Below are 23937 nucleotides of genomic sequence, written 5' to 3' on the forward strand. Positions count from 1 at the left end.
TCGACCCTCCCCCTCAAGGGGAGGGTAGCTGGCGGCTAGGCCGCAGCCTTCAGCGCCGCCTTCTGCTGCGCAAAAGCCCAGTCGAGCCAGGGCGTCAGCCTGCGCAGATCGTCGGCCTCGACGGTCGCGCCGCACCAGATGCGCAGGCCGGGCGGGGCGTCGCGGTAGCTGGCGATGTCGTAGGCGACTTTCTCCGCCTCAAGCGCGGCCGTTAACGCCTTCACGAAAGCCTGCTGGCCGACGTCGTCGAGGCCGGCGACCGCCGGGTCGACGAAACGCAGGCAGACCGACGTGTTCGACCGCGTCTCCGGAACTTCCGCCAGGAAGTCGACGGCGGCATTTTGCGCCACCCAGTCCGCCAGAACGCCGGCATTGGCGTCGGCGCGGGCGACCAGCCCGTCCAGCCCGCCGACCGACTTCGCCCATTCCAGCGCATCGATATAGTCCTCGACGCACAGCATGGACGGCGTGTTGATGGTCTCGCCCTTGAAAATACCCTCGATCAGCTTGCCGCCTGAGGTCAGGCGAAAAATCTTCGGCAGCGGCCAGTCGGGCTTGCAGGTCTCCAGCCGCTCGACGGCGCGCGGCGACAGGATCAGCATGCCATGCGCGCCCTCGCCGCCCAGCACCTTCTGCCAGGAGAAGGTCACGACATCGAGTTTCTGGAAATCAAGCCTTTGGGCGAAAGCCGCCGAGGTGGCGTCGCAAATGGTCAGGCCCTTGCGATCCGCCGGGATGAAATCGGCATTGGCGACGCGCACGCCCGAGGTCGTGCCGTTCCAGGTAAAGACCACGTCGCGGTCGAAATCGACTTTTTCGAGATCGGGGAGTGCACCGTAGGGCGCCTCGAATATCCGCGCATCCTTGAGCTTGAGTTGCTTGGCGACATCGGTCACCCAGCCTGCGCCAAAGCTTTCCCAGGCCAGCATGTCGACGCCACGCGCCCCGAGCAGCGACCACATCGCCATCTCGACCGCGCCGGTGTCGGACGCCGGCACGATGCCGATGCGGTAATCGGCGGGAACCTCAAGCACCTCGCGCGTCAGCGCGATGGCCTGCTCCAGCTTGGTCTTGCCGATTTTTGCGCGATGAGAACGGCCGAGCGCGGCATTCTTCAGCGCCTCGACCGACCAGCCGGGGCGTTTCGCGCAGGGACCTGAGGAGAAATTGGGATTTGCCGGACGGAGTCCGGGCTTGGATGTCGTCGTCATGCTTCTATCCTTCCAGATAGCAAGCCCCTCGTTGGGGAGGGGTGGCCCGCTGGTGGGGATATTGGCTCGGACGCGCGCCGTCAAGGGCAAAGTTTTTGTCGCATCCGGAACAGAATGCCGCAGCGGCAGCCCGAACGCAAGCGGCGGGCAAAAGCCCGCCGCGCAAGAATGCCTGAAGACTGACTTACGGGGTCACCAGATTTCGTAGCGCAGGCCAACGCGGATTTCGTGCTGCGCAAGGTCGCTGTCCTCGCCCTTGATGCTCACGCCGTCGCTGGCCCATTTGAACATGTCGCCATTGTCGATCTGCTTGTAGCGATAGCCGACATCGACCTTCCAGTTGTTCGCGAGATCGTAGGATGCGCCCGCCATGAGGGCATAGGTGAAGCGCCAGTCGCTCTCACCGCCCATGCTGCTGGAGCCCACAAAGTTTTCCGGGCAGACCGCGTCGCCATCGACGCAGAAATATTCCGATCCGAGGTCCGACCAACTGACATAGCTGAAGCCGAGGCCGGCGCCGAGATAGGGCGTGAAACCCGCATACGTGCCGAGGTCGACATAGCCGTTTGCCATGACGCTGATGGCGGACATGTCGGCGTCGTCTTCGGAACGGCAGCCCGTGCCTTCGAAGTCCGGGTCGCTCGAACAGGGCACGGCGCTGCGGGTGCCGCCGGAGAAATCGGAGCGAAAACCGTCGACCGTGGCGTCGGCGCGGAACCATTCGTTGAACTGGTAACCGACACCACCGCCAAAGGTGAAATCATCGTCCAGCGAGGCGCCGTTGAACGAGGAATCGGTGGAGGTCCCGCCGCTGGAGACGCGATATGTATAATCCCCAGTGTCGTTCGAGATGATGTAGCCTATGTCGCCGCGCAGATACCATCCCGATCCGACTTCGACCGGAACAACCTCCTCTGCTTGCTCGACGAAGACCGGCGGCTCGTAGTCCGCCGCGACGGCGTGAGACAGGGGAAATACGGTTGCCGCAAGCAGCAAAGCGATGCGTCTGGCAAGGAACATGGTCAGGAAACTCCTCATACGACGATGACGCCGACAGTTCATCCATCGCGGTCGAGAAGTATTGTTAACCATAACGGTTAAATCACCGTTAAGGCTAATCAAAAGTTTACGAGGCAATTAACCACGTGTTCGCAGCATAAAACAAAACCGCCCGGCTCAAGGCCGGGCGGTCTTTTGACGAATTCAGGTTGCGGACTACTGCTTGTAGACGGGAGCGGGTTCGATCGGGGCCGGCGCCACGCAGCCGTTGTTGCCGCTGAACTGGTAGCGCAAGCCGGCCCGCACTTCATGTGTGTTGAAGCCATTGTCGTAACCGGGGCCGGCATTCGCCGCGTAGCCGAACATCTGGCCGCCATCAATATGCGAGAAGCGATAGCCCACGTCGAGTTTCGTCGTGTCGGTCAGGCAGTAAGATACGCCCGCCATGGCGGCATAGGCAAACCGCCAGTTGCCGTCACCATCATGTTCGAATTCACCGTCGTCGTCGTTGTTGACGAGCTTGTCCCATTTGACGTACGCGCCGCCGATACCGGCGCCGACATAGGGCATGAAGCCGTTATAGGTGCCAAGGTCGACATAAGCGTTGGCGAGCATCAGGAACGCCTGCACAGACGAGCTGTCGGACGAGGTGCAAGGCTCACCGTCACCGCAGAAACCCTCGGTGCTGCCGTCGAAATCCGACTCAAAAAAGTAGTCGCCTGTCAGATCCACACGGAAATAGTCGTTGACCTGGTAACCGATACCGGCGCCGAGCGACATGGCGCCTTTGAGGTCGCCATCCAGGTCACCCATCTCTCCGGGGGCACCATAGAGGACGTAATCAGCGCCGCGAAAATCGGACCAGTGGTAATCGATATCGCCGCGAATATACCAGCCGCCGACATTCGGCGCGTCATAGACGACCGGCTCGACCGGCGCTTCCACAACCGGCGGCTCCACATAATCCGCCGCGAGCGCCGGCAGGATGACGCTGCTTGCGAGAATGGCCGCAAGGCCCGCAATTCCAAGTCTGACCATTTTCAATACCCCACGTTCCCCGGGACCCAGGCACTCGCCCGAAAGAGGTTGAACTCGACGTGGACAATGAAGGGTAAAGGTTAAAGCTGGCTTAACCCTGTTGCTTAACCATGATTCGCGGAAAGAACGCCGCTCCATCGCGAAAACCGAACGACAGGAGCTGCCAATGGACCCCGGCACATGAGCTTGCGAGGGTCAAAACGGGGAGCGGACAAGAGCGCCTCGGGGGGTCGGCCGAGGTTCACTTGGATGCAGCAAGGCACCCGACGACACCCGAGGACGTCATCTTCCTTCTGGCTGCTTTGGCTATGTTCGCCGGCCCGAAAAGCGGTACCCGACCCGTCGGGTTGCGAGGCTGAGCGGCGGGAGCATGCTCCCGCCGGACGGATCACTCAGGCGGCCGAGCGCAGTTCGGAAATCACGCCGACGAGGTCGTTGACGACCGCTTCGACCAGGCCGCGATCGTCGCCTTCGGCCATGACGCGGATCAGTGGTTCCGTTCCGGAAGGACGGATCACCAGCCGGCCGGTCGTGCCGAGACGGTCGCGAGCATCCTCTATCGCGGCTTTCACCGCCTTGGTTTCGAGCGGCTTGCCGCCCGAAACCCGGACATTCTTCAGAAGCTGCGGCACCGGCTCAAACTTCCGGCAAAGCTCGCTGACCGGCTTGTTGGAACGCTTGATGCAGGCCAGCACCTGCAGCGCCGACACCAGACCGTCGCCGGTGGTGGAGAAATCGGAAAGCACGATATGACCAGACTGTTCGCCGCCGACATTGAAGCCATGCGCCCGCATGTGCTCGACCACATAGCGGTCGCCGACCTGGGTGCGGAAAAGCTGCAGGTCGATGCTCGACAGGAAGCGCTCGAGGCCGAGATTGGACATGATCGTGGCGACCACGCCGCCACCGGCCAACCGACCGTTCTGCTGCCAGGCCTCGGCGATCAGGGCGATGATCTGGTCGCCGTCGACGACCGTGCCGTTCTCGTCGACAATGATCATCCGGTCTGCATCGCCATCGAGCGCGATGCCGATGTCGGCGCGGACTTCATGCACTTTCTTGGCGAGGCTGGCGGGGTGTGTCGACCCGCAATCCTGATTGATGTTGAAGCCATTGGGCTCATTGTTGATGGTAAAGACCTCGGCGCCGAGTTCCCAGAGGGCCGCCGGCGCCACCTTGTAGCCGGCGCCGTGGGCGCAATCGATGACGATGCGCAGTCCGGCCAGCGACATGGAGCGCGGCAGGGTCCGCTTGGCGAATTCGATGTAGCGGTCGTGCACACCGTCGACGCGCTTGGCGCGCCCCAGACCATCGGCATCGGCCAGAGCAATGTCGACATCGTGGTCGAGCAGGCTCTCGATGCGCATCTCGATCTCGTCGGAGAGCTTGTAGCCGTCCGGCCCGAACAGCTTGATGCCGTTGTCGTAGTAGGGATTGTGCGAGGCCGAGATCATCACGCCGATATCGGCGCGCAGCGACCGCGCCAGCATGGCGACGGCAGGCGTCGGGATCGGGCCGAGAAGGAAGACGTCCATGCCGGCCGCGCAGAAGCCTGCCACCATGGCGTTCTCGATCATATAGCCGGAGAGCCGCGTATCCTTGCCGAGCACGACGCGATGACGGTGCTTGCCGCGTTGGAAGGAGAGGCCCGCGGCCATTCCCACCTTCATCGCCACTTCGGCGGTCATCGGATATTTATTGGCGCGTCCCCGGATTCCATCCGTTCCGAAATACTTTCTCGTCATTCAGGTAGGTCCCCAAACAAGCTCGATGACGCCGCCTTTGCCACAAATCGGACAGCCGGGCGGCATCACAAAGTGTGAGTATCTGTTACGAATCCCTTAGAAGTCATTTCCAATTCCGAGTTCTGACTTCGTCCGTCGATTCGCGATTGCATATTGCAGCTTGACGCCGCCTTGCCCCTACCAAAAGTCAAGTTCTTTGCAGACACTGGGTCTGGTATGAACCAATAAGCTGTTTTTGTTTAATCTTTTTATGACACGCAGTTCCATGCTGACGACCCGACAGGCAGCAGAAGCCGTGTATCAGCACATCCTGTCCGCGGAAAACCGATATCGCCCAAATGCCGCCCCCATGGGAGGCCGCAATTGATCTTAGCAGATTGTGGCATGTCCGTGGCAAGGGGCCTTGATTCGGCTCTGCAATTACGCCCTGCATCGCCAAATGACGCAAATCGGGCAGATGGCCGCCATGGCTTGTCAGCCAAACGGATGAGGCCGTCGTCACTTTGCGGCATGCTGATATGTGTCCTGCATCGAGCGACCTGCGGGAAGAGCCGCAGCGCCTGCGATGCCGGCTCCGTCGGAGGGCAGGTGTCGTGGAATGCATGACATCGTCATCGTCTTGCCGCTTTGGCGAGTGATGCTCTACCCGGCGCTATTCACTGGCCCGGCCGATCATTGCGCGCTATGATTGCGAGGGGAATTTGTGAGCGGTAGCAGGAGACGCCGTATGCTCATCACTCGACTGGCCACCCTTTCCTGTCTTGCCATCCTTGCATCCTTCATGGCCGCGCCGGCAAGCGCCCTGACCATGGCCGAATGCAGCGCCAAATATAATGCTGCCAAGGAAGCCGGAACGCTTGGCGGCATGAAGTGGAACGACTTCCGCAAGGCGGAGTGCGGAGCCGACAGCAGCGCCGCAGCCGAACCGGAGCCTGCGAAACCGGCAAAGAAAGCGGCGGCGTCCGAAACCTCGGACGAGACGGCAAAAGGCCTGACCATGGCCGAATGTAGTGCCAAGTATAACGCCGCCAAGGACGCCGGCACGCTCGGCGGCCTCAACTGGAACCAGTACCGCAAGGCCGAATGCGGCCCCGGCGCGAGCAGCACGGCCGCCACCGCTCCGGCAAAGACAGAAAAGAAGACAAAGGCCGCAGCTTCGTCCGAAACCACGGACGAGACGGCGAAAGGCCTCAGCATGGCCGAATGCAGCTCCAAATATAATGCCGCCAAGGAGGCCGGCACGCTCGGCGGCATGAAGTGGAACGATTTCCGCAAGGCCGAATGCGGTCCCGGCGCGAGCACCACGGCCGCCACCGCTCCGGCAAAGGCAGAAAAGAAGACGAAGGCCGCGGCCTCGTCCGAAACCACGGACGAGACTGCAAAGGGCCTCAGCATGGCCGAATGCAGCTCCAAATATAATGCCGCCAAGGAGGCCGGCACGCTCGGCGGCATGAAGTGGAACGATTTCCGCAAGGCCGAATGCGGTCCCGGCGCGAGCACCACGGCCGCCACCGCTCCGGCAAAGGCAGAAAAGAAGACGAAGGCTGCGGCCTCGTCCGAAACCACGGACGAGACTGCAAAGGGCCTCAGCATGGCCGAATGCAGCACCAAATATAACGCCGCCAAGGACGCCGGCACGCTCGGCGGCATGAAGTGGAACGATTTCCGCAAGGCCGAATGCGGCCCCGGCGCAAGCGCCACGGCCGCCGCTGCTCCGGCCAAGGCCGAGAAAACCACCACCGCGACGGAAGGCAAGGGCCTGACGATGGCCGAGTGCAGCGCAAAATACCAGGCGGCGAAGGCTGGCGGTTCGCTGAACGGCATGAAGTGGAACGATTTCCGCAAGTCGTCCTGCGGCGCGAATGCCTCGGATGATGAGACGGTGCCGGCGGCCGACGAAGCCAGCTATACCAATGAGCCGGACGTGCCGACCACCGTCGCGCCGCGCGGCGTCAAGTTCCCGACCGCGATCTCGCGGAAATTCTCGACCGAGACTCCCGGCAAGGCTCGGATGCACACCTGCCTGGAGCAGTACTACGCCAACAAGGACGCCGATGCGCTCGGCGGCCTGCGCTGGATCCAGAAGGGCGGCGGCTTCTACAGCCTGTGCAATGCCAGGCTGAAGGCCAATTCTTGAGGGATTTGAAGATATTGTGCCGGCGAAGTTTTGGCTTCGCCGGCTTTTTCTTGGGCATTTGAATAGCAGGCATGAAGGCTTGGCAGACCCGACGCCTTAGAGACTTTGACGCTGAGCGAGATTCGCCTGGCGCTGCCTGATCAATAGCCCGCTTGCCCAGTGCCACAAAGTCCGGCTCTGCCCATCTTTGCCATCAGGCCCTCGCCAAAAACCATATCACGGTCGGCGGGGACCAGAAACTCCAGTCCCGGGACCGCCATCGTCTCCTCGAAGGAAACAAAGCCGAGCGCCGGGCTGAAGTCCGATCCCCAATGCAGGTTGGACGGCGCGAAGCGTTGCAGCAGCACCTCGACAAAGGGCCGCGCGCCGGGGTGAGGCGGAACCGAATCGACGGCATAGAGGCCCGAGAGCTTGACACCGACATTTGGCCGGGATGCGAGGCGAAGCAGTGGATCGAGACGCTCCGCCGCCTGCTGTGAAGTCGAGATGCCTTCTTGGGGCCCTGGCAGCCCCAGATGCGAGAACAGGAAGGCGCACTCCGTGGCCCTTTCGACCAGCGCCTGCAGATAGCCAATCGCTTCAGGGCGCGCGTTGAAGGATACGATGGCATGGGCGCGGCCGAGCCGCTCCCAAATCGCCTGCGGCCAGCCGCAAAGCGCTTGGGCCGACGCAGTGTCCGGCAGATAGACGGCGATGCCGATATGCCCGGCGGCGAGCAATTCTTCGATCCGACCGACCGTCGGCGTTGGGTGGGGTTCGAAGAAAGCGAGGCTGTTGATCCAGGGCCGTGTCCGGGCCAGTTCGCGGACATAGGCATTGTTGCCCGGATCGATACCGTCCGCCTCGTAGCAGACGACAAGGCCGGTTGCGATGCCATGACGATCCATCAACAGTTCATAGGCATCCACCTCCCGTGCCGACCCAGCGGTTCGGAGCTTGTCATAGCCGTTACGGAAGAGATGGAGATGGGCGTCGACGATCATGGGCCATCCAACGCATGAAGGATCATCTCGGCGGCGAGCAGGCCGTTCAGCGCGTCTTCCGGCGTCACCGGCGCCAGAGACTCGCGGGCGTCGATGCCGGTGAGGAAACAATCGAGTTCGGTTCGAAGCGGGTCGTCGGCCGCGGATATATCGATATGGCGCCGGGCCGGGCCGAAAACATCGATATGGCTGCCGACGACGAGTTCGGCGCTACCCCGGCTGCCGACGATCTCCACGTGATCCGGCGGACATTCGGGACCGGAATGCAGCCACGCGGTGGAGATTTGCCACAGGACGCCCGTCGAGCTTTCGACCTGCGCGGTCGTCAAGGAGCGGTTCGTTGCCTCGGGTCGCCGCGCCGCATGCGCCGAGACGGCCGAGCCGCCGTCGAACCAGAGAGCGAGATCGATGTCGTGGATCATCGTCATCAGCACGGGATCGATGTCGGTGTAGCGAACCGCGTGGCTGGCATCGCGATAGCGCCGCGAGGTGAAATTCAGCAGCTCGCCGATTTCGCCTTGCCGGAGAATGTCCAGCAACTGCCTGTGGCCGGCCGAGAAGCGCAGGATGTGGCCCGGCTGGAGAAAGGTTTCGCTGGCTGCCGCCACGCCGCAGAGACGGCGCATGGTTGCCGCATCCAGCGCCACCGGCTTCTCGACCAGCACCGGCACACCGCGTTCGAGCGCGGCTATCGCCGGTGCTGCGTGGGCTGCGGCAGGTGTCGCGACCACGATGCCGTCGGGTGCAAAGCGTTCCAGCAGGGCGAAGGCGTCGGTGTCGCGATCGGCAAGCGGGAACATCTCGCCAAGCCGCGCCAGTTCCGTTTCCCGCGTTTCCGCGACGGCGAGGGTCAGATCGCCAATCGCGGTGAGCGTCTTCAGATGTTCCTTGCCGAATGTGCCGCCGCCGGCGACCAGTATTTTCATGGCCCGGTGCCTTCGGCGCCCGCCCCGCAGATCAGGGCGCAGATCTTCCGGCATCCCTCGAAGACCGGATGCCCACTGCGCAACGCCGCGATCGAGGCGGCGCCCGAAAGATCGGCGGCAATGCCGAATTCGAACCAGAGCCATTGCGAGGCGGCGAGCATGGCGTCGTCAGGGACGAGCACGACCTCCGAGACGTTCTTTCGTGCGATCTCGAAGAGGCGCTCGTCGGTGCGCCGGCAGCTCATGGTGGCGACTCGGCTGGTGATTTCCGGCAGCGTGACCACATGGCCGGCGTCGAGGCTCGCCTTCATCGTCGGCGACCCATCGGGCTCGACGGCGACGATACGAATATCGGGGCGGCGCGCCTTTATGGCTGTCGAAAGGCCCGAGATCAGTCCGCCACCGCCGATGGCGACGACGATCGTGTCGAAATCCGCGATCTGGTCGAGGATTTCGAGGCCGAGCGTTCCTTGGCCGGCAACGACCAGCGGATCGGCGAAGGGATGGAAATAGGCTGCGCCGCTGCTGCGCGCATAGTCCAGAGCCGCTTCATTGGAGATGCTCCAATCGGCGCCGACGATGCGCACGTCGGCATCCCACCCACGCATCTTTTCCACTTTGGCGGGCGAAACGGCCTCCGGCACATAGACGACCGCCGGCACGCCGGCGACCTTGGCGGTGCGTGCGACAGCCAGCCCATGATTGCCGCCGGATGCGGTGACGATGCCGTTGCGGATCTCGTCCTTCGGCGCGCCGAGCAGCCGGTTCATGGCGCCGCGCGCCTTGAACGAACCCGTGACCTGGTTGAGTTCGAGTTTCAGCGTGACGCCTGCATCGAGCGGCAACGGTTCGCGGGCGAGCGTTGCGTCCATGACAGGCGTCCGCCGAACATAGGGCGCGATCCGCTCGCGAGCGGCTTCGATGTCAGAAATGCTGATCATGTATGTTTCCCGTAAGGCGAGGCGACCACAACGCAACAATTGCCCGGCGAAACGCGCCCGGGATGGCGGCGTCCGTAGACGATGCCGTCGATGCCATAATGCAGGGTCAGAGGCTGCGCGGTAAGATCCCAGATGCGATGAATACGCCCGGCCGGCTGGCCGGCCGACACTGTCTCTCCGTTCGCATGAAACGGCTCGAATACGCCTTCGATCGGCGCGTAGACATAGGCGGGCGGGCCGGCCAGTTCGAGGACCGGCCGTTCGGTGTCCGACTTCGTCTCGCCCTCGATCACGCCGAGATGGGCGAGCACATTGCGCACGCCACGCCGGCAGATCGCCAGCGCGTCGAGCGAGACCGTGCCGCCGCCCCGCATTTCGGTGCCGACCGTGACCAGGCCGGCGGCGCACGCGGTGGCGGTGGCGGTCCGTTTGTCGCCCAGGTTGGAGATGACGACATTGTAGGGCGCGTCGAAGGCCTTAACAGCAGCGACGCTGCGGCGGTGCAGGTCCGGGTCATCGGTAGGCTCGATGATGGCGCTCGGCAATATGTCGAGCGAGGAACCTCCCGAATGCAGGTCGAGGAACGCGTCGGCCATCGGAAAAATCCGCTGCGAGACATAGGCCGCGATCTGCTCGGTGATGGTTCCCATTACGTCGCCCGGCCAGACACGATTGAAATTCAGGCCGTCGACGGGCGACGTACGCAGGGCCGCAAGCACGGCATGAACGTTGTTGGCCGGCATGAGAATCAGCCGCCCCTGGATCAAGCCTGGATCGAGGTCGCGCGCCAGCTCGCCAATGGCGATCGGCCCTTCATACTCGTCGCCATGATTGCCGCCCTCGATGACGACCGTCGGGCCTTTGCCGTTAGCGATGACCGCAATCGGAACCTGGGTGACTCCCCAGGCATCGCTATGCGGCGAATGGGGAATGCTGACGAAGCCGACCTGGCGACCAAGTCTGTCGAAATCGACATTGGTGAAGGCGTTCCCGGTATAGATCTGCGAGGTATCAAGCATGGTACTCGTCTTGTCGTTGTCGGCGGCCATCTCAGCCGCCGCGGATTGTTTTTATGGTAGCTTCAAGGCCGTTGGCGGCGGCAGGGTCGAGCGCGCCGAAGCGAAACGATGTTCGATAGGCCGCGCCGGGTGCCACCCAGACGATCTGCCGGTTGGCTGTCGCGGCGGCGAGGCCGTCGGGAGCGGCGGTGGCCGGCAGCACCAGGCCGAGGGCGTCCTGATCCGGTCCCCGGGTCAGCCACCGGACAGCGTACGGAAGGTCGTCCGGGCGCCAGCTTACGAAATCGCCGGAACCATTGGGATGACGTTGCAATGCATGCGTCCAGCCGTCGGCGGCGCCGGCGGCCTTCATGGTCTGCACCAGTTCGGGCTGAATCGGCACGCCGGCCTTGAGCGTACGGTGGGAAGAGGGATCGGCTGCGATGGCGCGATGGTAGGCGACAACCGCTTCGTCTTCGTCCTGCGCCAGATGGGGTTGCCGGACGGTGGCGTCGGCACGGTCGTCGCGAACGCTGTCGATCAGGACGGCGCCGTCGACCGGCCGGAAATTGATGTGGGCGAGATAGAGGAAGGGCAGCGGCTTGCCGGCGCGGTTCTCGACATCGACCGCCATATCGAGCGAGGTCGCACCTTCACGAATGCGGACACGCGGCCGCGAGACGAAATCGTGGTGAAAGGCCTTGGCGTCCCGGGCAATACCCGTGAGATCGAGATAGGCCCCTGCCTCGTCCTCGCCGAAGACCAGTTGCGCGTCGGTGTGGGGAAGATTGGGCAGCTCGCCATGCAGCGGATGGGTGTCCGTGGGTCCGGGATTGCCCATCGATGTGCCGCCGCAATGCAGGAACAACGCGCCATAGGTTCTGAGATAATCGCGCGTCGGCTGCGGCTCGTCGAACATCGACTTCATCGTGAGGCTGCGGCCGAAGAACACCGCGTCCCACACCTGCTGGCCCTGGAAGGGCAGCAAGGTCACCGTGCCGGCGCCGTTGTCGACACGCAGGCCGGCCACGCCGGACTTGTAGCGGAAGGCAGTCGCGACGAGTTTGCCGCTATGCGCGACGCGCTTTTCGCGCTCGCCGAACAGCGACGGGTCGAGTTCCAGCGTGACCTGACCAGGCATTGTTGAATCCTCCCGAGACTGCTTCTAGCGCGTGCGGGCGATGCGAGGCACGGCGTTCGCCTCGAGCCTGTGCCCCATGCGCGCAAGCAATGCCGCCGATGCCTTGCACACCTCGGCATAGATCGCGCGTTCGTCCAGCGCGGTGAAGCGGCCTTCTTCCAGGATCACGCGGCCGTCGATGATGACGGTATGCACTGACTTCGCTCTCGACGCATAGAACAGGTTGCGGATCATGTTGGTGGTCGGCACCATTTCCGGCCGGTCGAGCGTGTGGATGACAATGTCGGCGCGCTTGCCTGGCTCCAGCGAACCGACCCGGTCTTCCAGGCCGACCGCACGGGCCCCGCCGCGCGTCGCCATGTAAATCCCGTCCTCGGCGATGAGATAGGTGCGGTCCATGTGGACGTCGCGCGCCGCCATGACGGCGAGGTTGGCCTGGCGCCACAGGTCGAAATCATTTGACCAGTTCGGCGAATCCGAGCCGAGCGCGATGCTGGCGCCGCGCCGCCAGAGTTCGGCGTGGCGACCGTGCAGCGAACTGCCATGGCCCCACATCATCGAGGCAGCCGGCGCCCAGGCGATCGAGGTGCCGCGATCGAGCAGCACGTCGCATTCGGCGTCGGTCAGGTGGTTGGCGTGGCCGAAGGTGACGTTGCGGTCGAGGAAACCGGTCTCGAACAGATGGACGAGCGGGTCCTTGCCGAAGCGCTGGCGGTCGGCCGCGGTGTCGGCAGGGCTGTAGGACTGATGGATGTTGAGCGTTACATTGGCGGCGTCGGCGCAGGCTTTCGCCTCCATCATCAACTCCTCGCTGGCCGTGCCGAGCCCGAGCACCGCGACATGGCCGGTGACAAGCGCGTCCGGATCGGCATTGCGCGTCAACTGCGTGCCCATGGACGCCAGGGCCTCGGCGTGCGTCTTCGGCGCGCGGACGAGTTCGGTGTGGAGGCGCGCCTGGGCCGCACAGGTCGCGCAACCTTCCTGATGATCGTCGGTCTTGCCTTGCGCAAAACCTTGCGGCTGGTCCCAGATGAACGCATCGCCGACGACGGCGCGCACACCGACCTCTTTGGCGGCGCGCGCCGCCATTTCAGGCGTCAGCACGGTGCCCGCCTCCATGAAGCAGGTCGTACCGTTGCGCACCATCTCCATGCAGGCGAGCAAAACGGAGAGGTATTCGTCCTCGTCGGTGACGTTGTTGTAGAAATGGCCCTCGAAGGTGTCGAAGGCGTCGCTTTCGACCAGATGGTCGGGCAGCGCACCCCGGTAGAGGTGGAACGACGCATGAAGGTGGCATTCGACGAAGCCGGGATGCACCGGCGCGCCCTTCGCGTCGATGGTTCGCGCTGCCGAATAGCGCGCCGAAATATCGGCGTCGTCGCCAACGGCGAGGATGCGGCCCTTGGCGCCAATGGCGACGGCTCCGTGCTCGTGGATGGTCGCGGCATCGTCCATGGTGATGACGTAGCCGTGACGGATCAGAAGCTCCGCCTTTTGCGGTTCGGCACTCATTCCAGATCCTCCCTCAATATGGTCGCTGCACTTTCCGCCCAGGCGAGCGTCACCCGATCTCCCGGCGCGATGCCTTCGGCTTCCTCGTCGCGGGTCTCCGCCCAGACGATGGCGCCGGATTCGACACGTGTTCCGATGCGCACACTGTTGCCCTGATAGATGATTTCGCTGACGGTTCCGCCGACGCTCGATCCGGGCGCCGCCGAATCTTCGCCGGGCCGCAACCGGATGGCCTCGGGACGCAAGGACAGCGCGGCGCGCTGGCCGTCGCGCAAATGCGTCTCGGTTCTGGGTGCGAAGAAGGCGCCGCTCTCGGTCTGCAGCACCACCCGATCAGCCTCGATCGCAACGACGGTTCCGCGCAGCAGGTTGGTGGCGCCGACGAAATCCGAGACGAAGACCGAATTCGGCCGACGGTAGATGTCGCGCGGCGTGCCATGCTGGACGATGCGGCCATTGTTCATGATGGCGATGCGGTCCGACATCACCAGCGCCTCGGTCTGGTCGTGGGTGACGAAGACGAAGGTCGCGCCGAGCCGTTTCTGGATGGCGCGCAGTTCAAGCTGCATCTGCTGCCTGAGCTTCAGGTCGAGCGCCGACAGCGGTTCGTCGAGCAGCAGCACGCGCGGCTCGCCGGCAAGCGCCCGCGCCAGCGCCACACGCTGCGCCTGGCCACCGGAGAGTTGCAACGGCTCGCGCTCGCCGAGGCCATCGAGCCGCACCAGCGCCAGCGTCTCGTCGACCCGCGCCTTGATGCGGGCGGCGTCCCAGCGCTGGAGTTTCAGGCTGTAGCCGATGTTTTCCCGCACGCTCATATGCGGGAAAAGCGCGCCGCGCTGGAAGACGAGATTGGTCGGGCGCTTCTCCGGCGGCCGAGCGGTGACGTCGTCGCCGTAGATGCGCACCGTCCCCGTGGTCGGCTGCTCGAAGCCGGCGATGATGCGCAGCAGCGTCGACTTCCCGCAGCCGCTGGCGCCGAGCAGCGACACGAACTCGCCGTCGCCGACATTGAAGTCGACCCGCTCCAGCGCGGTCGTCTGGCCGAACTGCTTGCGGACCCCGGCAATTTCGACGGCTGATACGGACACTAGACCTTCTTCCGGTTGAGGATGTTGGAGCCGATGACGAGGCAGACCAGCAGCGTCAGCAGGATCGTGGCGATGGCATTGATCGACGGGTCGACGCCGCGGCGCATGAGGCCCCACACCAGCACCGGCACAGTCTGCTGGTTGCCGATGTTGAACCACGTCACCACGAACTCGTCGAGCGACAATGCGGCGGCGAGCAGTGCGGCGCCGATGATCGATGGGCGGATCAGCGGGAAGGTTACGTCGCGGAACGCCTGGTAGGGCGTGGCCCCGAGGTCGCGCGCGGCTTCCAGCGTGCTGAAGTCGAACGTCTCCAGCCGCGCATTCATGGTCAGGACGACGAAAGGCAGGCTGACGATGATATGGCCGATCGCCGTGTTCAGCAGTCCTTGCGGCATGCCAAGCGCACGGAAGAACACCGCGAGCGAGATGCCGATGACCAGCAAGGGAACCACGGCCGGCAGCAGGCTGGTGGCGAGCAGCGCCGCCCGCACCCTTGCCCGCTTCAGCGCGACGAGACCGAAGGAGAAGGCTGCGCCGAAGATGCCCGAGAGGATTGCGGACACCAGAGCCAGCACGAGGCTGTTCTTCAGCGCCGTCGACATAAGCGGGTTCGAAAAGGCACTGGCGTACCAGGAGAGCGTAAAACCCTCGATCGGCATGCTGAGCCGCGGCGACGTGGTGACGGAGAATAGGACGATGACCGCGATCGGTGCGTAGAGGTAGACGAGCACGAGGCCGATGAAGATTGCCGGCGGCAGTTTCCGGAGGCTCACCATCGCGTCACCCACCGGATGAGCCGGACGACGGTGAGATAGGATAGCAGCATCACCGCGACGACGACGAAGGCCATCGCCGCGCCAAGCGGCCAGTTGGAGCCGATGCCGCGGAACTGGTCGGCGATGATGTTGCCGATGAGCAGGCTCTGGGTGCCGCCGACGAGGCTTGGCGTGACGAAGTCGCCGGCTGCCAGCAGGAAAGAGAAGGCGAAGGCGGTGCGCAGCCCCGGCAGCGCCATCGGCACGAGCACGGTGCGCAGGACGTGGAAACGGCCGGCGCCGAGGTCCCGCGCCGCCTCCATGTGATCGCGCGGCACGTTGAGCATCGCCGAATAGAGCGGCAGCACCGCCAGCGGCAGCAGCAGCCCGCTCAGCGTGATGACCACGGCGATGTTGCTGTAGATCAGGAATTCGAGCGGAGCGTCGATCAGCCCGAGCCATTGCAGGGTAGAGTTGAGAAGTCCCTGCTTTCCCAGGATTGTGCGCCAGGCATAGATGCGCACCAGATAACCGCTGAATAGCGACAGCAGGACGATCTGCAGGATCAACTGCCCTCGCCGCTCGAAGACGAAACGCATGCAATAGGCAAGCGCAAAAGCGGTCGGCACGATGACCAACGTGGTGACGAACGCGACGCCGATCGTGCGCAGCATTAAGGCCTGATAGAGCGGCGACGTGAAGATCTTCTCGTAATTGGCCAGCGTGAAGCCGGGGACCAGCGCAAAGCCTTTCGCCGTCCAGAAGCTGATGACCAGCAGGCACAGCATCGGCACCGCAAAGAACGCGGCGTAGAACACGCCCGCTGGGAGCAAGGCCCCCGGCGAACGGCGCGCGCCGCCCATCGATGCGGTGGTTGCATTTGCCATTGGTCAGATCGCTGGTTGCGGAACTATCTATAGTCGGGCCGGCCGGCGGCCGCATCGTCGGACACAGCGGCCGAAGCGCGGATCACGAGGCCTTGAAAGTCTGCCACGCTTCCACCCACGACGGTGCACCCACTACCTCGCCGTCGGGTTCCTGCGGCGGCACGACGATCTGGGTGCCGAGAATGCCCCCGCCGGGTGCGCGGACATTGTCGTAGGGGAACATCCCGCGGATATCCTCCTTCATCAGTCCGAAGGCAGCCTCGACCGTGCAGCCCGATGCCAATTCGCTGGCAAGCGCCGCATTTGATTCGGGCTTGGTCATGAAGTCGATGAAGGCATAGGCGTTGTCGAGGTTGGGGGCGTCGACGGCGATGGCATAGGCGTCCGACCAGAAGAACGTGCCGTCGACCGAGGGCGAGCCGACGGTGAGCTCGACGCCCTTGTCCTTGGCGATCATCACCTGATAGGCCCAGCCGCCGATGCCGATCGACGCATCGCCGCGCACCAGCACGTCGGCCATGTCGCCATGCGAGGCGCCGATGGTCACCACATTGGGCTTCACCTTCAGCATCGCTTCCAGCACCTGCTGGAGCTGCGCGGCGGTCAGGCGGTTCGGTTCGGGCATGTCCAACGACTTTGCCCACAGCCAGATGTTGCCGAACGGATCGTCCAGCAGCACCAGCTCGCCCTTGTATTTCGCATCGGCGAAATCGGTGTATTTCGCCGGCATCGCGTCCCATTTCTTCGGGTTGTAGACGCAGGGTTCGTCGCCCCAGATGATCGGGATGCCGTAGGTCTTGCCGTCCTTGACCAGCCACGGCGCATCCTTGAATGCCGGGAACAGGCCGCTTGCGGTTGGGATGCGGGCGAGATCCAGCGGCTGGAAGAGTTCCGTGCCGGATTTCAGGATCGCCGTCTGGAAATCCTTGTTGGGGGTCAGGATGTCCATGGCGCCCCGGCCGCCGGTGTTGAAGCGGGTCAGGGCCTCGTCGGCCGCCGACTGGAAGGAGGCATTCATCTTGATCTTGTTGGTCTCAAGGAACGCCTTGGCGACGTTGCCGCCGTGTTCGCCGTCCCAGCCCAGGAAATTCAGTTCGCCGCCGAGCGCCGCGAATGCCGGTTCGGAGACTCCGAGAACCGTTAGTGCCGACAATCCGGCCGCGCCCTGGATGAAGCGGCGGCGGCTTACATCGGCATTGAGCCTTGCATCGAGGAAGGTCTTCAGTCTGTCGTCCATGATGGTTCTCCTCTGTGTCTCTCTCGTCGAGAGCCCTTGCTATCTGTTCCCCGTGCCGGGTTATTCCCGGCCTCGATCGTAATTAGGAATGGTTTTGTATATGAAGTCAAGTACTGTATATGAAACCGAACAAGGAGACGAAGCCGTGAACCACGATTCCGCCGAAGATCGCGCCGGCTACTCGGCGCCTGCCCTGGAGAAGGGGCTCGACATCCTGGAGCTTCTGGCCGCCGAAGCCGAACCGATGACGGCGCGGCAGATCGGCGAGCGGCTTGGCCGTTCCAAAAGCGAGATCTTCCGCATGGTCTATGTGCTGGTCGATCGCGGCTACCTGCGCCGCGACGCGGCCACCGACCAGTTGACGCTCAGCAACCGGCTGTTCGAACTTGGCATGCGCACGCCGCGGTCGCGCACGCTGGTCGAGGTGGCGCTGCCCGCAATGGAGCGGTTGAGCAACGCCGTCGGCCACGCCGCCCACCTCGTGGTGGTGAACCGCGGCGAAACCGTCGTCATCGCCAATGCCGCTCCGCGGACCGAGTTCAATTTTTCATTGCAGCTCGGCTACAGCCGTCCGGCAACGGATGCCGCTTCGGGCCAGACCATCATCGCCTTCCAGGCCGCGCCGCGGCGGCAGGCGATGATCGAGGAAAGCCTGGCGCTGGTCGACCGGAAGCCTCGGCTAAAAGTGCTCGGCGAGCAACTCGACCTCATCGTTGCGACCGGCTCCGTAACGTCGCCAAGCCACCATTTCGAGGGGATCACCGACGTCTGTGCGCCGATCCTGGATAAATCGGGGTGGGCAATCGCCAGCGTCGTCATGCCCTGCCTGCAGAAGATCGGCTCCGGCCGGGATTTCGAGGATGTCCGCGACAGGCTTGTTGCGACCTGCCGCGAAATCTCCGAGGCGCTCCTCTGACTCTTGGCTCCCAGGAAGAGACGCGGGCGCTGCTTCAGCGTTGTCCGGAAAACCGTGGCTTGCGCTTCTCCAAAAATGCCGCCACCGCCTCGGCGAAATCCTCGGTGGCCGCGCAGTCGGCGAAGGCGGCGGCTTCGGCGTCGAGTTGCTGCGGCAGGGTCCGCTGGAGCGACTGGCGCATCAAGGCCTTGATCCTGCCCTGCGGCGCCTGTGCCTGCGAGGCGAGCCGAGCGGCCAGCCTGGCAGTCTCGGCCTCCAGATCCCCGATCGGCACCAGCCGGTTCACGAGGCCCAGCGACAGCGCCTGGCGGGCGTCGATATTGTCGGACAGAAGCGCAATCTCCAGCGCGCGGCGGTAGCCGACCAGTCGGGGCAGTGCATAGGAGGCGCCGCAATCCGGCGAGGCGCCGACGCGGGCGTAGGCGAGATTGAAAACCGTGTCGTCGGCCGCGATCAGCAGGTCGAGATTGAGCGCAAGCGACATACCCGCGCCCGCCACCACCCCTTCAGGCTGCCGATGGTGATGGCGGGGCTCTCCGCCAGCCGGAACAGCGCGCGATGCATCGGGTCTATCAACTCGCTTGCGGCGAGACGCTTGTCCTGCGACCGGTGGAAATGGGAAAGGTCGCCGCCGGCGATGAAGGCGCGGCCTTCGGCGGACACGATGATGACGCGCAGATAGTGTTCCGCAAGGGCATGCTCCACCGCCTCTTCGAAACCTTGCGAGACTTCGATGTCCACGGCGTTGAGGCGGGCCGGACGGTTGAACCTGATCTCCGCGATGCCATCGGAAATGCAAAAGAGGACCGGTGGAGTTAGATCAGCCATGGCCTATCCCGCGCGTGATTGGGCCGGGGGGACAGTATCGTCCTGCAATTGGGCGATGGCCGCCGCGTAGTCGTCGATCAGCTTTTCGCAGAGGTGCGCCGCCGGCAGGATTTCCCGTATGGAGCCCACGCCCTGGCCGGCCGACCAGACGGTCTTCCAGGCTTTGGATTCGTTTTTCATGTCGAGCTTGTGATGTTCGGGCAGGTCGTCGGGGTCGAGCCCGGCAGCGACGATGCTGGGGCGCATGAAGTTGGCATGCACGCCCGATATGGCCGGCGTGTAGAGGATATCGGCCGCATTCGAAGCCACCACCATGTCCTTGTAGGCCGGGGTGACCATCGCTTCCCTTGTGGCGATGAAGCGCGTGCCCAGATAGGCGAGGTCGGCGCCCATCATGCGTGCCGCGGCAATGTGCCTGCCGGTGGTGATCCCGCCTCCGAGAACCAGCATTCCTTCGAAAAACGAACGGATTTCGGCGAGGAGCGCGAAGGGACTGAGCGTTCCGGCATGTCCGCCGGCGCCGGCACAAACGGCGATGAGGCCATCGACACCGGCGGCTGCCGCCTTTTCCGCATACCGGCGGCTGATCACGTCATGCAGGACCAGTCCGCCGTAGGAATGCACCGCCTGAACGACCTCGCTCACCGCGCCCAGCGAGGTTATGACGATCGGAACGCGATGGCGGACCACCTCTTCGAGGTCGGCGTCGAGCCGTGGATTTGAACGGTGCACGATCAGGTTGACGCCGTAGGGCGCGGCGCCGGAAAAGCGGGACAGGCGTGCCTCGATCTCGGCGAGCCATTCGACGAAGCCGGCGGTCGTGCGCTGGTTCAGCGCCGGAAACGTGCCGATCACGCCGGAACGGCAGACCTCCACCACGAGGTCCGGTCCCGAGGTCAGGAACATCGGCGCGGCGATGGCTGGCAATCTTACCCTGCCCTGGAGACTGCGCGGCAACGGCATCAGAATTTCTCTCCTTCATGGCAGGCGAACAAGGGCGGCGGGCAGTCGAGAAACCGTTTCTCGGCGAGCCGCGGCGGCCCGCCGATATTTTCCAGCAGATGCGCCCGCAGCAGATAGAGATGCGCGTCCGATTCGGCGCTGAACCCGATCCCGCCATGCACCTGGATGTTGCTCGCGGCGTTCTCGAGTGCGTTGCGCGCCGCGATCTGCCGGCAGGCAGCACTCTGGAAATCCGCGTCCTCCCAGCCGTCACGCTCGGCAATCGCCGCGAATACGAGTTGTGCAGACAGAACCTCGGCGTTGATCGCCATGTCAGCGCAGCGATGCTTCACTGCCTGGAACGAGCCGATCGTCTGCCCGAACTGGCTCCTGATGCCCGCATAGCCGACGGCCATGTCGCGCGCCGCCTCGGCGATACCGAGCAACTGTGCCGCCACGAGCAGTTGCGCGATACGCGGCAGCCGCGAACTATTCGAGGAAACACGCGTGACGATGGCGTCGTCGCTCAACACGGCGCGCGCCGCAGTGACGCTTCGGTCGGTGCAGGCCACCGCCTCCGGCTTCAGCCGGGCAATATCCAGGAGGACTGCACCGGTCTCGTTCCAGAGTACGCCGAGGCCGCAGCCCTCCCAGTCGAACAGCATCAGCGGTTCGCCTGCGGGAGCCTCGAGTGCTGTGGGGCGCAGCGTGTTCGCCAGGCAAATCCGTTTCTCACCCGAGCTGATTGCCTCGAAATCAGCATAGCCAGCCTGTGCCGCGATCCGCGCCGCGACCGCGGCGGCCAGCGCCCCCGGCGTCACCAGATGGCGCCCGAACTCGATGTGCAACAGCACTTCCTCGACCACCGAAAGCTCGCTCGCGCCCGTCTCGTCCGGGCTGAACAGGCCGAACGCTCCGAAATCCGCGACGGCCTTCAGGGCATTTGCATCCTGCGCGAAATCCGGGCCGCGCGCGCGAAGCCGCGCCACGGGAAAGCCGTCCGACAGCATGGAGCGCAGCGAGGCGACGATCTGGGACTGTTCGGACGACAGGTTGAGGTCGATCGTCATCGTCCGCCTCCGCGCGGCAGGCCGAGAATGCGTTCGCCGATGATGTTGCGCTGGATCTCCGCCGTGCCACCGGCGATCGTTTCGCTGAAGGCTTCGAGATAGGCGGGAATCCATTCGTTATCCGGCGAAGCTTCGGCATTTTGCGGGCCGAGCAGGTCCATGGCGATCCGGTAAATGCGCTGGGCGAGTTCCGCGAAGAACAGACGCACGATCGAACCGTCGAATGGCGTCGCCGGCTCCTTGAACAAGGTTTTGTAGGTCAGCGCGCGCAACGCCGCGGCCTCGGCCCGGGCGACGGCAATGCGATGCAGAAGGCCGCCATCCACGGCGTCGCTCCGCATCCGCGCCATCGCGCTCAGGGCCTCGATCCGAGCGCTCAGTTCGACTTGCAGGGCGGTCGCCGCCGTGGCGCGCTCGAAGCCGAGCGTCGTCATGGCGACGTTCCAGCCGTCATGCAGGGCGCCGACCACATTGCTCAGCGGAATGCGGACATCGTCATAGAAAACCTGAGCAAAGTGCGTGACCCCAGCCATGTTCTCGATCGGCCGCACCGTGATGCCGGGCAGCTTCATGTCGCATATGACCCAGCTCAGGCCCTTGTGGCGCTGCGAGCCGGGGTCCGTGCGGATCAGCAGTTCCTGGTAGTCGGCAATGTCGGCGTGGGTGGTCCATATCTTCTGGCCGTTGACGACCAGATGGTCGCCTTCGACACGGCCGGACGTGCGCAGGCTGGCGAGGTCGGAACCGGAATCCGGCTCCGAAAAACCCTGGCACCACAATGCCTCGCCCGCCAGTATCTTCGGCAGATGGAACGACTTCTGCGCCTCGCTGCCACAGGCGATCAGGGTCGGGCCGGCATGGTTGAAGCAGACGAAGGTCGGGTCGAGGGGGCTCGGAGCGCCGGCGGCAACGCTCTCCTCGTGCCAGATGATCTGCCGCTCATAGGACAGGCCGAGCCCGCCATAGGCGGCCGGCCACGAAATACCCGACCAGCCGGCGGCATGGCGCTTGCGGACCCAGTCGAGCGCGAACGCCCGTGCGGCAGGGCCTCCCATCGGCGCCCGCGCCGACGGAACGTTGGCGAGCAGCCACCGTCTGGCTTCCTCCCGAAACGCCCGGTCCTCCTCGGTGAATTCGAACCTCAAGGCCACCCTCGCTCTTCCAACGGCCAATCCCCCGCGCACGCAGCCGAGGGCTGCACACCACAGGGTCAAGCCTGCCAAACGCCGGCACTAGGCAATATGACTGGCCGGCATTCGAATATTCTCATATTATGGGACACTGCATCTCCTGATGCCGATCCTACATCCGTGTCAGTTGGAATCAAGGGCGCAAGGAATCCAATTGACACAAGCTCTTCACTAATACTAATGCTGCGACCGGCGCCATAGCCGATTGTTTCAATTAGTGAGACAAACTGACTGACCGCATGATATTCACATGGTCCACCGAGGAGTCGAAGTTTCGCGATCGGGTCGTCGATTTCCTTCGCTGCGAACTCCCGTCCGACTGGGATCGGATATCGCTCCATGGTCCGGGTTCCCGCGAGCAGACGGAGTTCTCGCTCAGCTTTTGTCCGCGCCTAGCGGAAGCCGGCCTGCTGGTGCCGCATTGGCCGAAGCAATATGGCGGCCATGACGGATCGACTTGGGAGCATCTGATCCTCGGCGAGGAAATGTAGTCGGCGGGCGAGCCGCGGGGCCCGCAATACATGAACGTCAACTGGATCGGCCCAACACTGATGCGTTTCGGCTCCGCGGAGCAGCAGCAGCGTTACCTCCCCGAGATCGGCGCCGGCAAGGCGATATGGTGCCAGGGTTTTTCCGAACCGTCGGCCGGTTCCGATCTGTTTTCGCTGCGCACTTTCGCGCAACGCGAGGGCGACCAGTACATCATCAACGGTTCGAAGATCTGGACGTCCTACGCCGCCCTGGCGGACCATTGCTTCCTGCTCGCCCGCGTCGGCGGCAAGCGCCGGGAAGGCGTCTGCATCTTCCTGATCGACATGAACACCCCCGGCATTTCGGTTCGGGCGATCCCCAGCCTGATCGGTGAAGGCGACATTCATGAAGTCTTCTTCCGCGATGTCGCGGTGCCGGCCGGCTCGCTTCTCGGCGAGGAGGGCGCGGCGGCCTCCATCATCAAGTTCGCCCTGGGGCATGAGCGCGTCGGCATCGCCCGCTATGAACTCGCCCGCCGCACGCTCGATGCCGCCGTCGGCCGGTTGAAGGAGCAGAGATCGTGGCGGGACAGCCACATCCGTTTCCGCGCCGGCCAGGCGCTCGCCGCGTGCGAGGCGGCTCGCCTGCTGGTCTACAATGTTGCCGACATGCGTGCGCGCGGCCTGCCCCCGAGCGCCGATGCCAGCCTGGCGCGGGTCGCCGTCATTGGCGCGGATCATGCGGTGGCGAACTTTGCGCTCGAATTCCTGCCGGGCGCCTTCCTCGCCGGCGACCTGCCGCAGGTGCTGCGCCATCACGAGCGGGCGATCGTCGCCGGGATCGCTTCGGGAGCCGCCGAGGTGCAGCTCGACATCATCGCGCAGAGCCATCTCGAACTTCCGCGAGTCTAGCCGCCGTG

At 64.1% G+C, this 23937-nt stretch carries 21 protein-coding genes and 1 pseudogene; 4 read left to right on the forward strand and 18 right to left on the reverse strand.

The annotated features are described in order from the left end of the window. Positions 1-35: 35 nt before the first annotated feature. The 4 genes from ACH196_RS00875 to glmM all read right to left on the reverse strand — a co-directional run bounded on the left by ACH196_RS00875 (position 36) and on the right by glmM (position 4993). The gene (locus tag ACH196_RS00875) at positions 36-1211 is read right to left on the reverse strand and encodes a phosphoserine transaminase (protein ID WP_396644107.1); all 1176 of its coding nucleotides are present in this window, start codon (positions 1209-1211) and stop codon (positions 36-38) included. A 192-nt stretch (positions 1212-1403) separates the two neighbouring features. Beyond that, entirely contained in the window at positions 1404-2231 is an 828-nt protein-coding gene (locus tag ACH196_RS00880; protein ID WP_396644109.1) for an outer membrane protein, read from the reverse strand. 195 nt (positions 2232-2426) lie between these two features. Next, positions 2427-3248, reverse strand: a complete 822-nt coding sequence (locus tag ACH196_RS00885) for an outer membrane protein (protein ID WP_396644111.1) — start codon at positions 3246-3248, stop codon at positions 2427-2429. Positions 3249-3640: 392 nt separating this feature from the next. Continuing rightward, on the reverse strand, positions 3641-4993 hold the full coding sequence (gene glmM / locus ACH196_RS00890; protein WP_396644113.1) for a phosphoglucosamine mutase: 1353 nt from the start codon (positions 4991-4993) through the stop codon (positions 3641-3643). 1393 nt (positions 4994-6386) lie between these two features. Here glmM and ACH196_RS00895 point away from each other — a divergent pair. After that, positions 6387-7130 carry a hypothetical protein gene (locus tag ACH196_RS00895; protein WP_396644432.1) on the forward strand — a complete coding sequence of 248 codons (744 nt, stop codon included), beginning with the start codon at positions 6387-6389 and terminating at the stop codon, positions 7128-7130. A 140-nt stretch (positions 7131-7270) separates the two neighbouring features. On the opposite strand, the gene ACH196_RS00900 is transcribed toward ACH196_RS00895, so the two are convergent. From ACH196_RS00900 to ACH196_RS00945, 10 genes are all read right to left on the reverse strand, one after another. Beyond that, entirely contained in the window at positions 7271-8113 is an 843-nt protein-coding gene (locus ACH196_RS00900; protein WP_396644115.1) for an amidohydrolase family protein, read from the reverse strand. Continuing rightward, positions 8110-9039: a Gfo/Idh/MocA family protein gene (locus ACH196_RS00905; RefSeq protein ID WP_396644116.1), complete on the reverse strand. Its 930-nt coding sequence runs from the start codon at positions 9037-9039 to the stop codon at positions 8110-8112. Before ACH196_RS00905 ends, ACH196_RS00900 begins: the two co-directional genes overlap by 4 nt. Beyond that, a complete protein-coding gene (locus tag ACH196_RS00910) occupies positions 9036-9980 on the reverse strand; it encodes a threonine/serine dehydratase (RefSeq protein ID WP_396644117.1) in 945 nt (314 codons plus the stop codon). The genes ACH196_RS00905 and ACH196_RS00910 overlap by 4 nt, the downstream gene beginning before the upstream one ends. Further along, the gene (locus ACH196_RS00915) at positions 9977-11029 is read right to left on the reverse strand and encodes a succinylglutamate desuccinylase/aspartoacylase family protein (protein WP_396644118.1); all 1053 of its coding nucleotides are present in this window, start codon (positions 11027-11029) and stop codon (positions 9977-9979) included. Before ACH196_RS00915 ends, ACH196_RS00910 begins: the two co-directional genes overlap by 4 nt. Before the next feature lies 1 nt (position 11030). Continuing rightward, on the reverse strand, positions 11031-12119 hold the full coding sequence (locus ACH196_RS00920) for a DUF4432 family protein (protein WP_396644119.1): 1089 nt from the start codon (positions 12117-12119) through the stop codon (positions 11031-11033). A 24-nt stretch (positions 12120-12143) separates the two neighbouring features. After that, positions 12144-13631 (reverse strand): amidohydrolase family protein, encoded by a 1488-nt coding sequence (locus ACH196_RS00925; RefSeq protein WP_396644120.1) that lies wholly within the window; start codon positions 13629-13631, stop codon positions 12144-12146. Continuing rightward, complete coding sequence (locus ACH196_RS00930) at positions 13628-14719, reverse strand: ABC transporter ATP-binding protein (RefSeq protein WP_396644122.1); 1092 nt, start codon at positions 14717-14719, stop codon at positions 13628-13630. The genes ACH196_RS00925 and ACH196_RS00930 overlap by 4 nt, the downstream gene beginning before the upstream one ends. Then, complete coding sequence (locus ACH196_RS00935; protein ID WP_396644123.1) at positions 14719-15495, reverse strand: ABC transporter permease; 777 nt, start codon at positions 15493-15495, stop codon at positions 14719-14721. The genes ACH196_RS00930 and ACH196_RS00935 overlap by 1 nt, the downstream gene beginning before the upstream one ends. Continuing rightward, positions 15492-16364, reverse strand: a complete 873-nt coding sequence (locus tag ACH196_RS00940; protein ID WP_396644124.1) for an ABC transporter permease — start codon at positions 16362-16364, stop codon at positions 15492-15494. The genes ACH196_RS00935 and ACH196_RS00940 overlap by 4 nt, the downstream gene beginning before the upstream one ends. A gap of 82 nt (positions 16365-16446) precedes the next feature. Further along, positions 16447-17601: a PotD/PotF family extracellular solute-binding protein gene (locus tag ACH196_RS00945; protein WP_396644125.1), complete on the reverse strand. Its 1155-nt coding sequence runs from the start codon at positions 17599-17601 to the stop codon at positions 16447-16449. Positions 17602-17746: 145 nt separating this feature from the next. Between ACH196_RS00945 and ACH196_RS00950 the strand changes: the two genes are divergently transcribed. Continuing rightward, positions 17747-18517: an IclR family transcriptional regulator gene (locus ACH196_RS00950; protein WP_396644126.1), complete on the forward strand. Its 771-nt coding sequence runs from the start codon at positions 17747-17749 to the stop codon at positions 18515-18517. 34 nt (positions 18518-18551) lie between these two features. Here the strand turns inward: ACH196_RS00950 and ACH196_RS00955 are convergent. From ACH196_RS00955 to ACH196_RS00970, 4 genes and pseudogenes are all read right to left on the reverse strand, one after another. Then, positions 18552-19345, reverse strand: a pseudogene (locus ACH196_RS00955) (enoyl-CoA hydratase/isomerase family protein). Positions 19346-19348: 3 nt separating this feature from the next. Continuing rightward, a complete protein-coding gene (locus ACH196_RS00960; RefSeq protein ID WP_396644127.1) occupies positions 19349-20308 on the reverse strand; it encodes an NAD(P)H-dependent flavin oxidoreductase in 960 nt (319 codons plus the stop codon). Then, positions 20308-21357 (reverse strand): acyl-CoA dehydrogenase family protein, encoded by a 1050-nt coding sequence (locus ACH196_RS00965; RefSeq protein ID WP_396644128.1) that lies wholly within the window; start codon positions 21355-21357, stop codon positions 20308-20310. Before ACH196_RS00965 ends, ACH196_RS00960 begins: the two co-directional genes overlap by 1 nt. Beyond that, complete coding sequence (locus ACH196_RS00970) at positions 21354-22502, reverse strand: acyl-CoA dehydrogenase family protein (protein ID WP_396644129.1); 1149 nt, start codon at positions 22500-22502, stop codon at positions 21354-21356. The genes ACH196_RS00965 and ACH196_RS00970 overlap by 4 nt, the downstream gene beginning before the upstream one ends. 284 nt (positions 22503-22786) lie before the next feature. Here ACH196_RS00970 and ACH196_RS00975 point away from each other — a divergent pair, with 284 nt between their 5' ends. Together ACH196_RS00975 and ACH196_RS00980 are read left to right on the forward strand one after the other, a co-directional pair. Continuing rightward, positions 22787-23038: an acyl-CoA dehydrogenase family protein gene (locus ACH196_RS00975; protein WP_396644130.1), complete on the forward strand. Its 252-nt coding sequence runs from the start codon at positions 22787-22789 to the stop codon at positions 23036-23038. A gap of 30 nt (positions 23039-23068) precedes the next feature. Beyond that, on the forward strand, positions 23069-23929 hold the full coding sequence (locus tag ACH196_RS00980) for an acyl-CoA dehydrogenase family protein (protein ID WP_396644131.1): 861 nt from the start codon (positions 23069-23071) through the stop codon (positions 23927-23929). The last annotated feature ends 8 nt before the right edge of the window (positions 23930-23937 follow it).

Origin of the sequence: Mesorhizobium sp. IMUNJ 23232 (genome assembly GCF_044326205.1) — a bacterium.
Classification (GTDB): domain Bacteria; phylum Pseudomonadota; class Alphaproteobacteria; order Rhizobiales; family Rhizobiaceae; genus Kumtagia.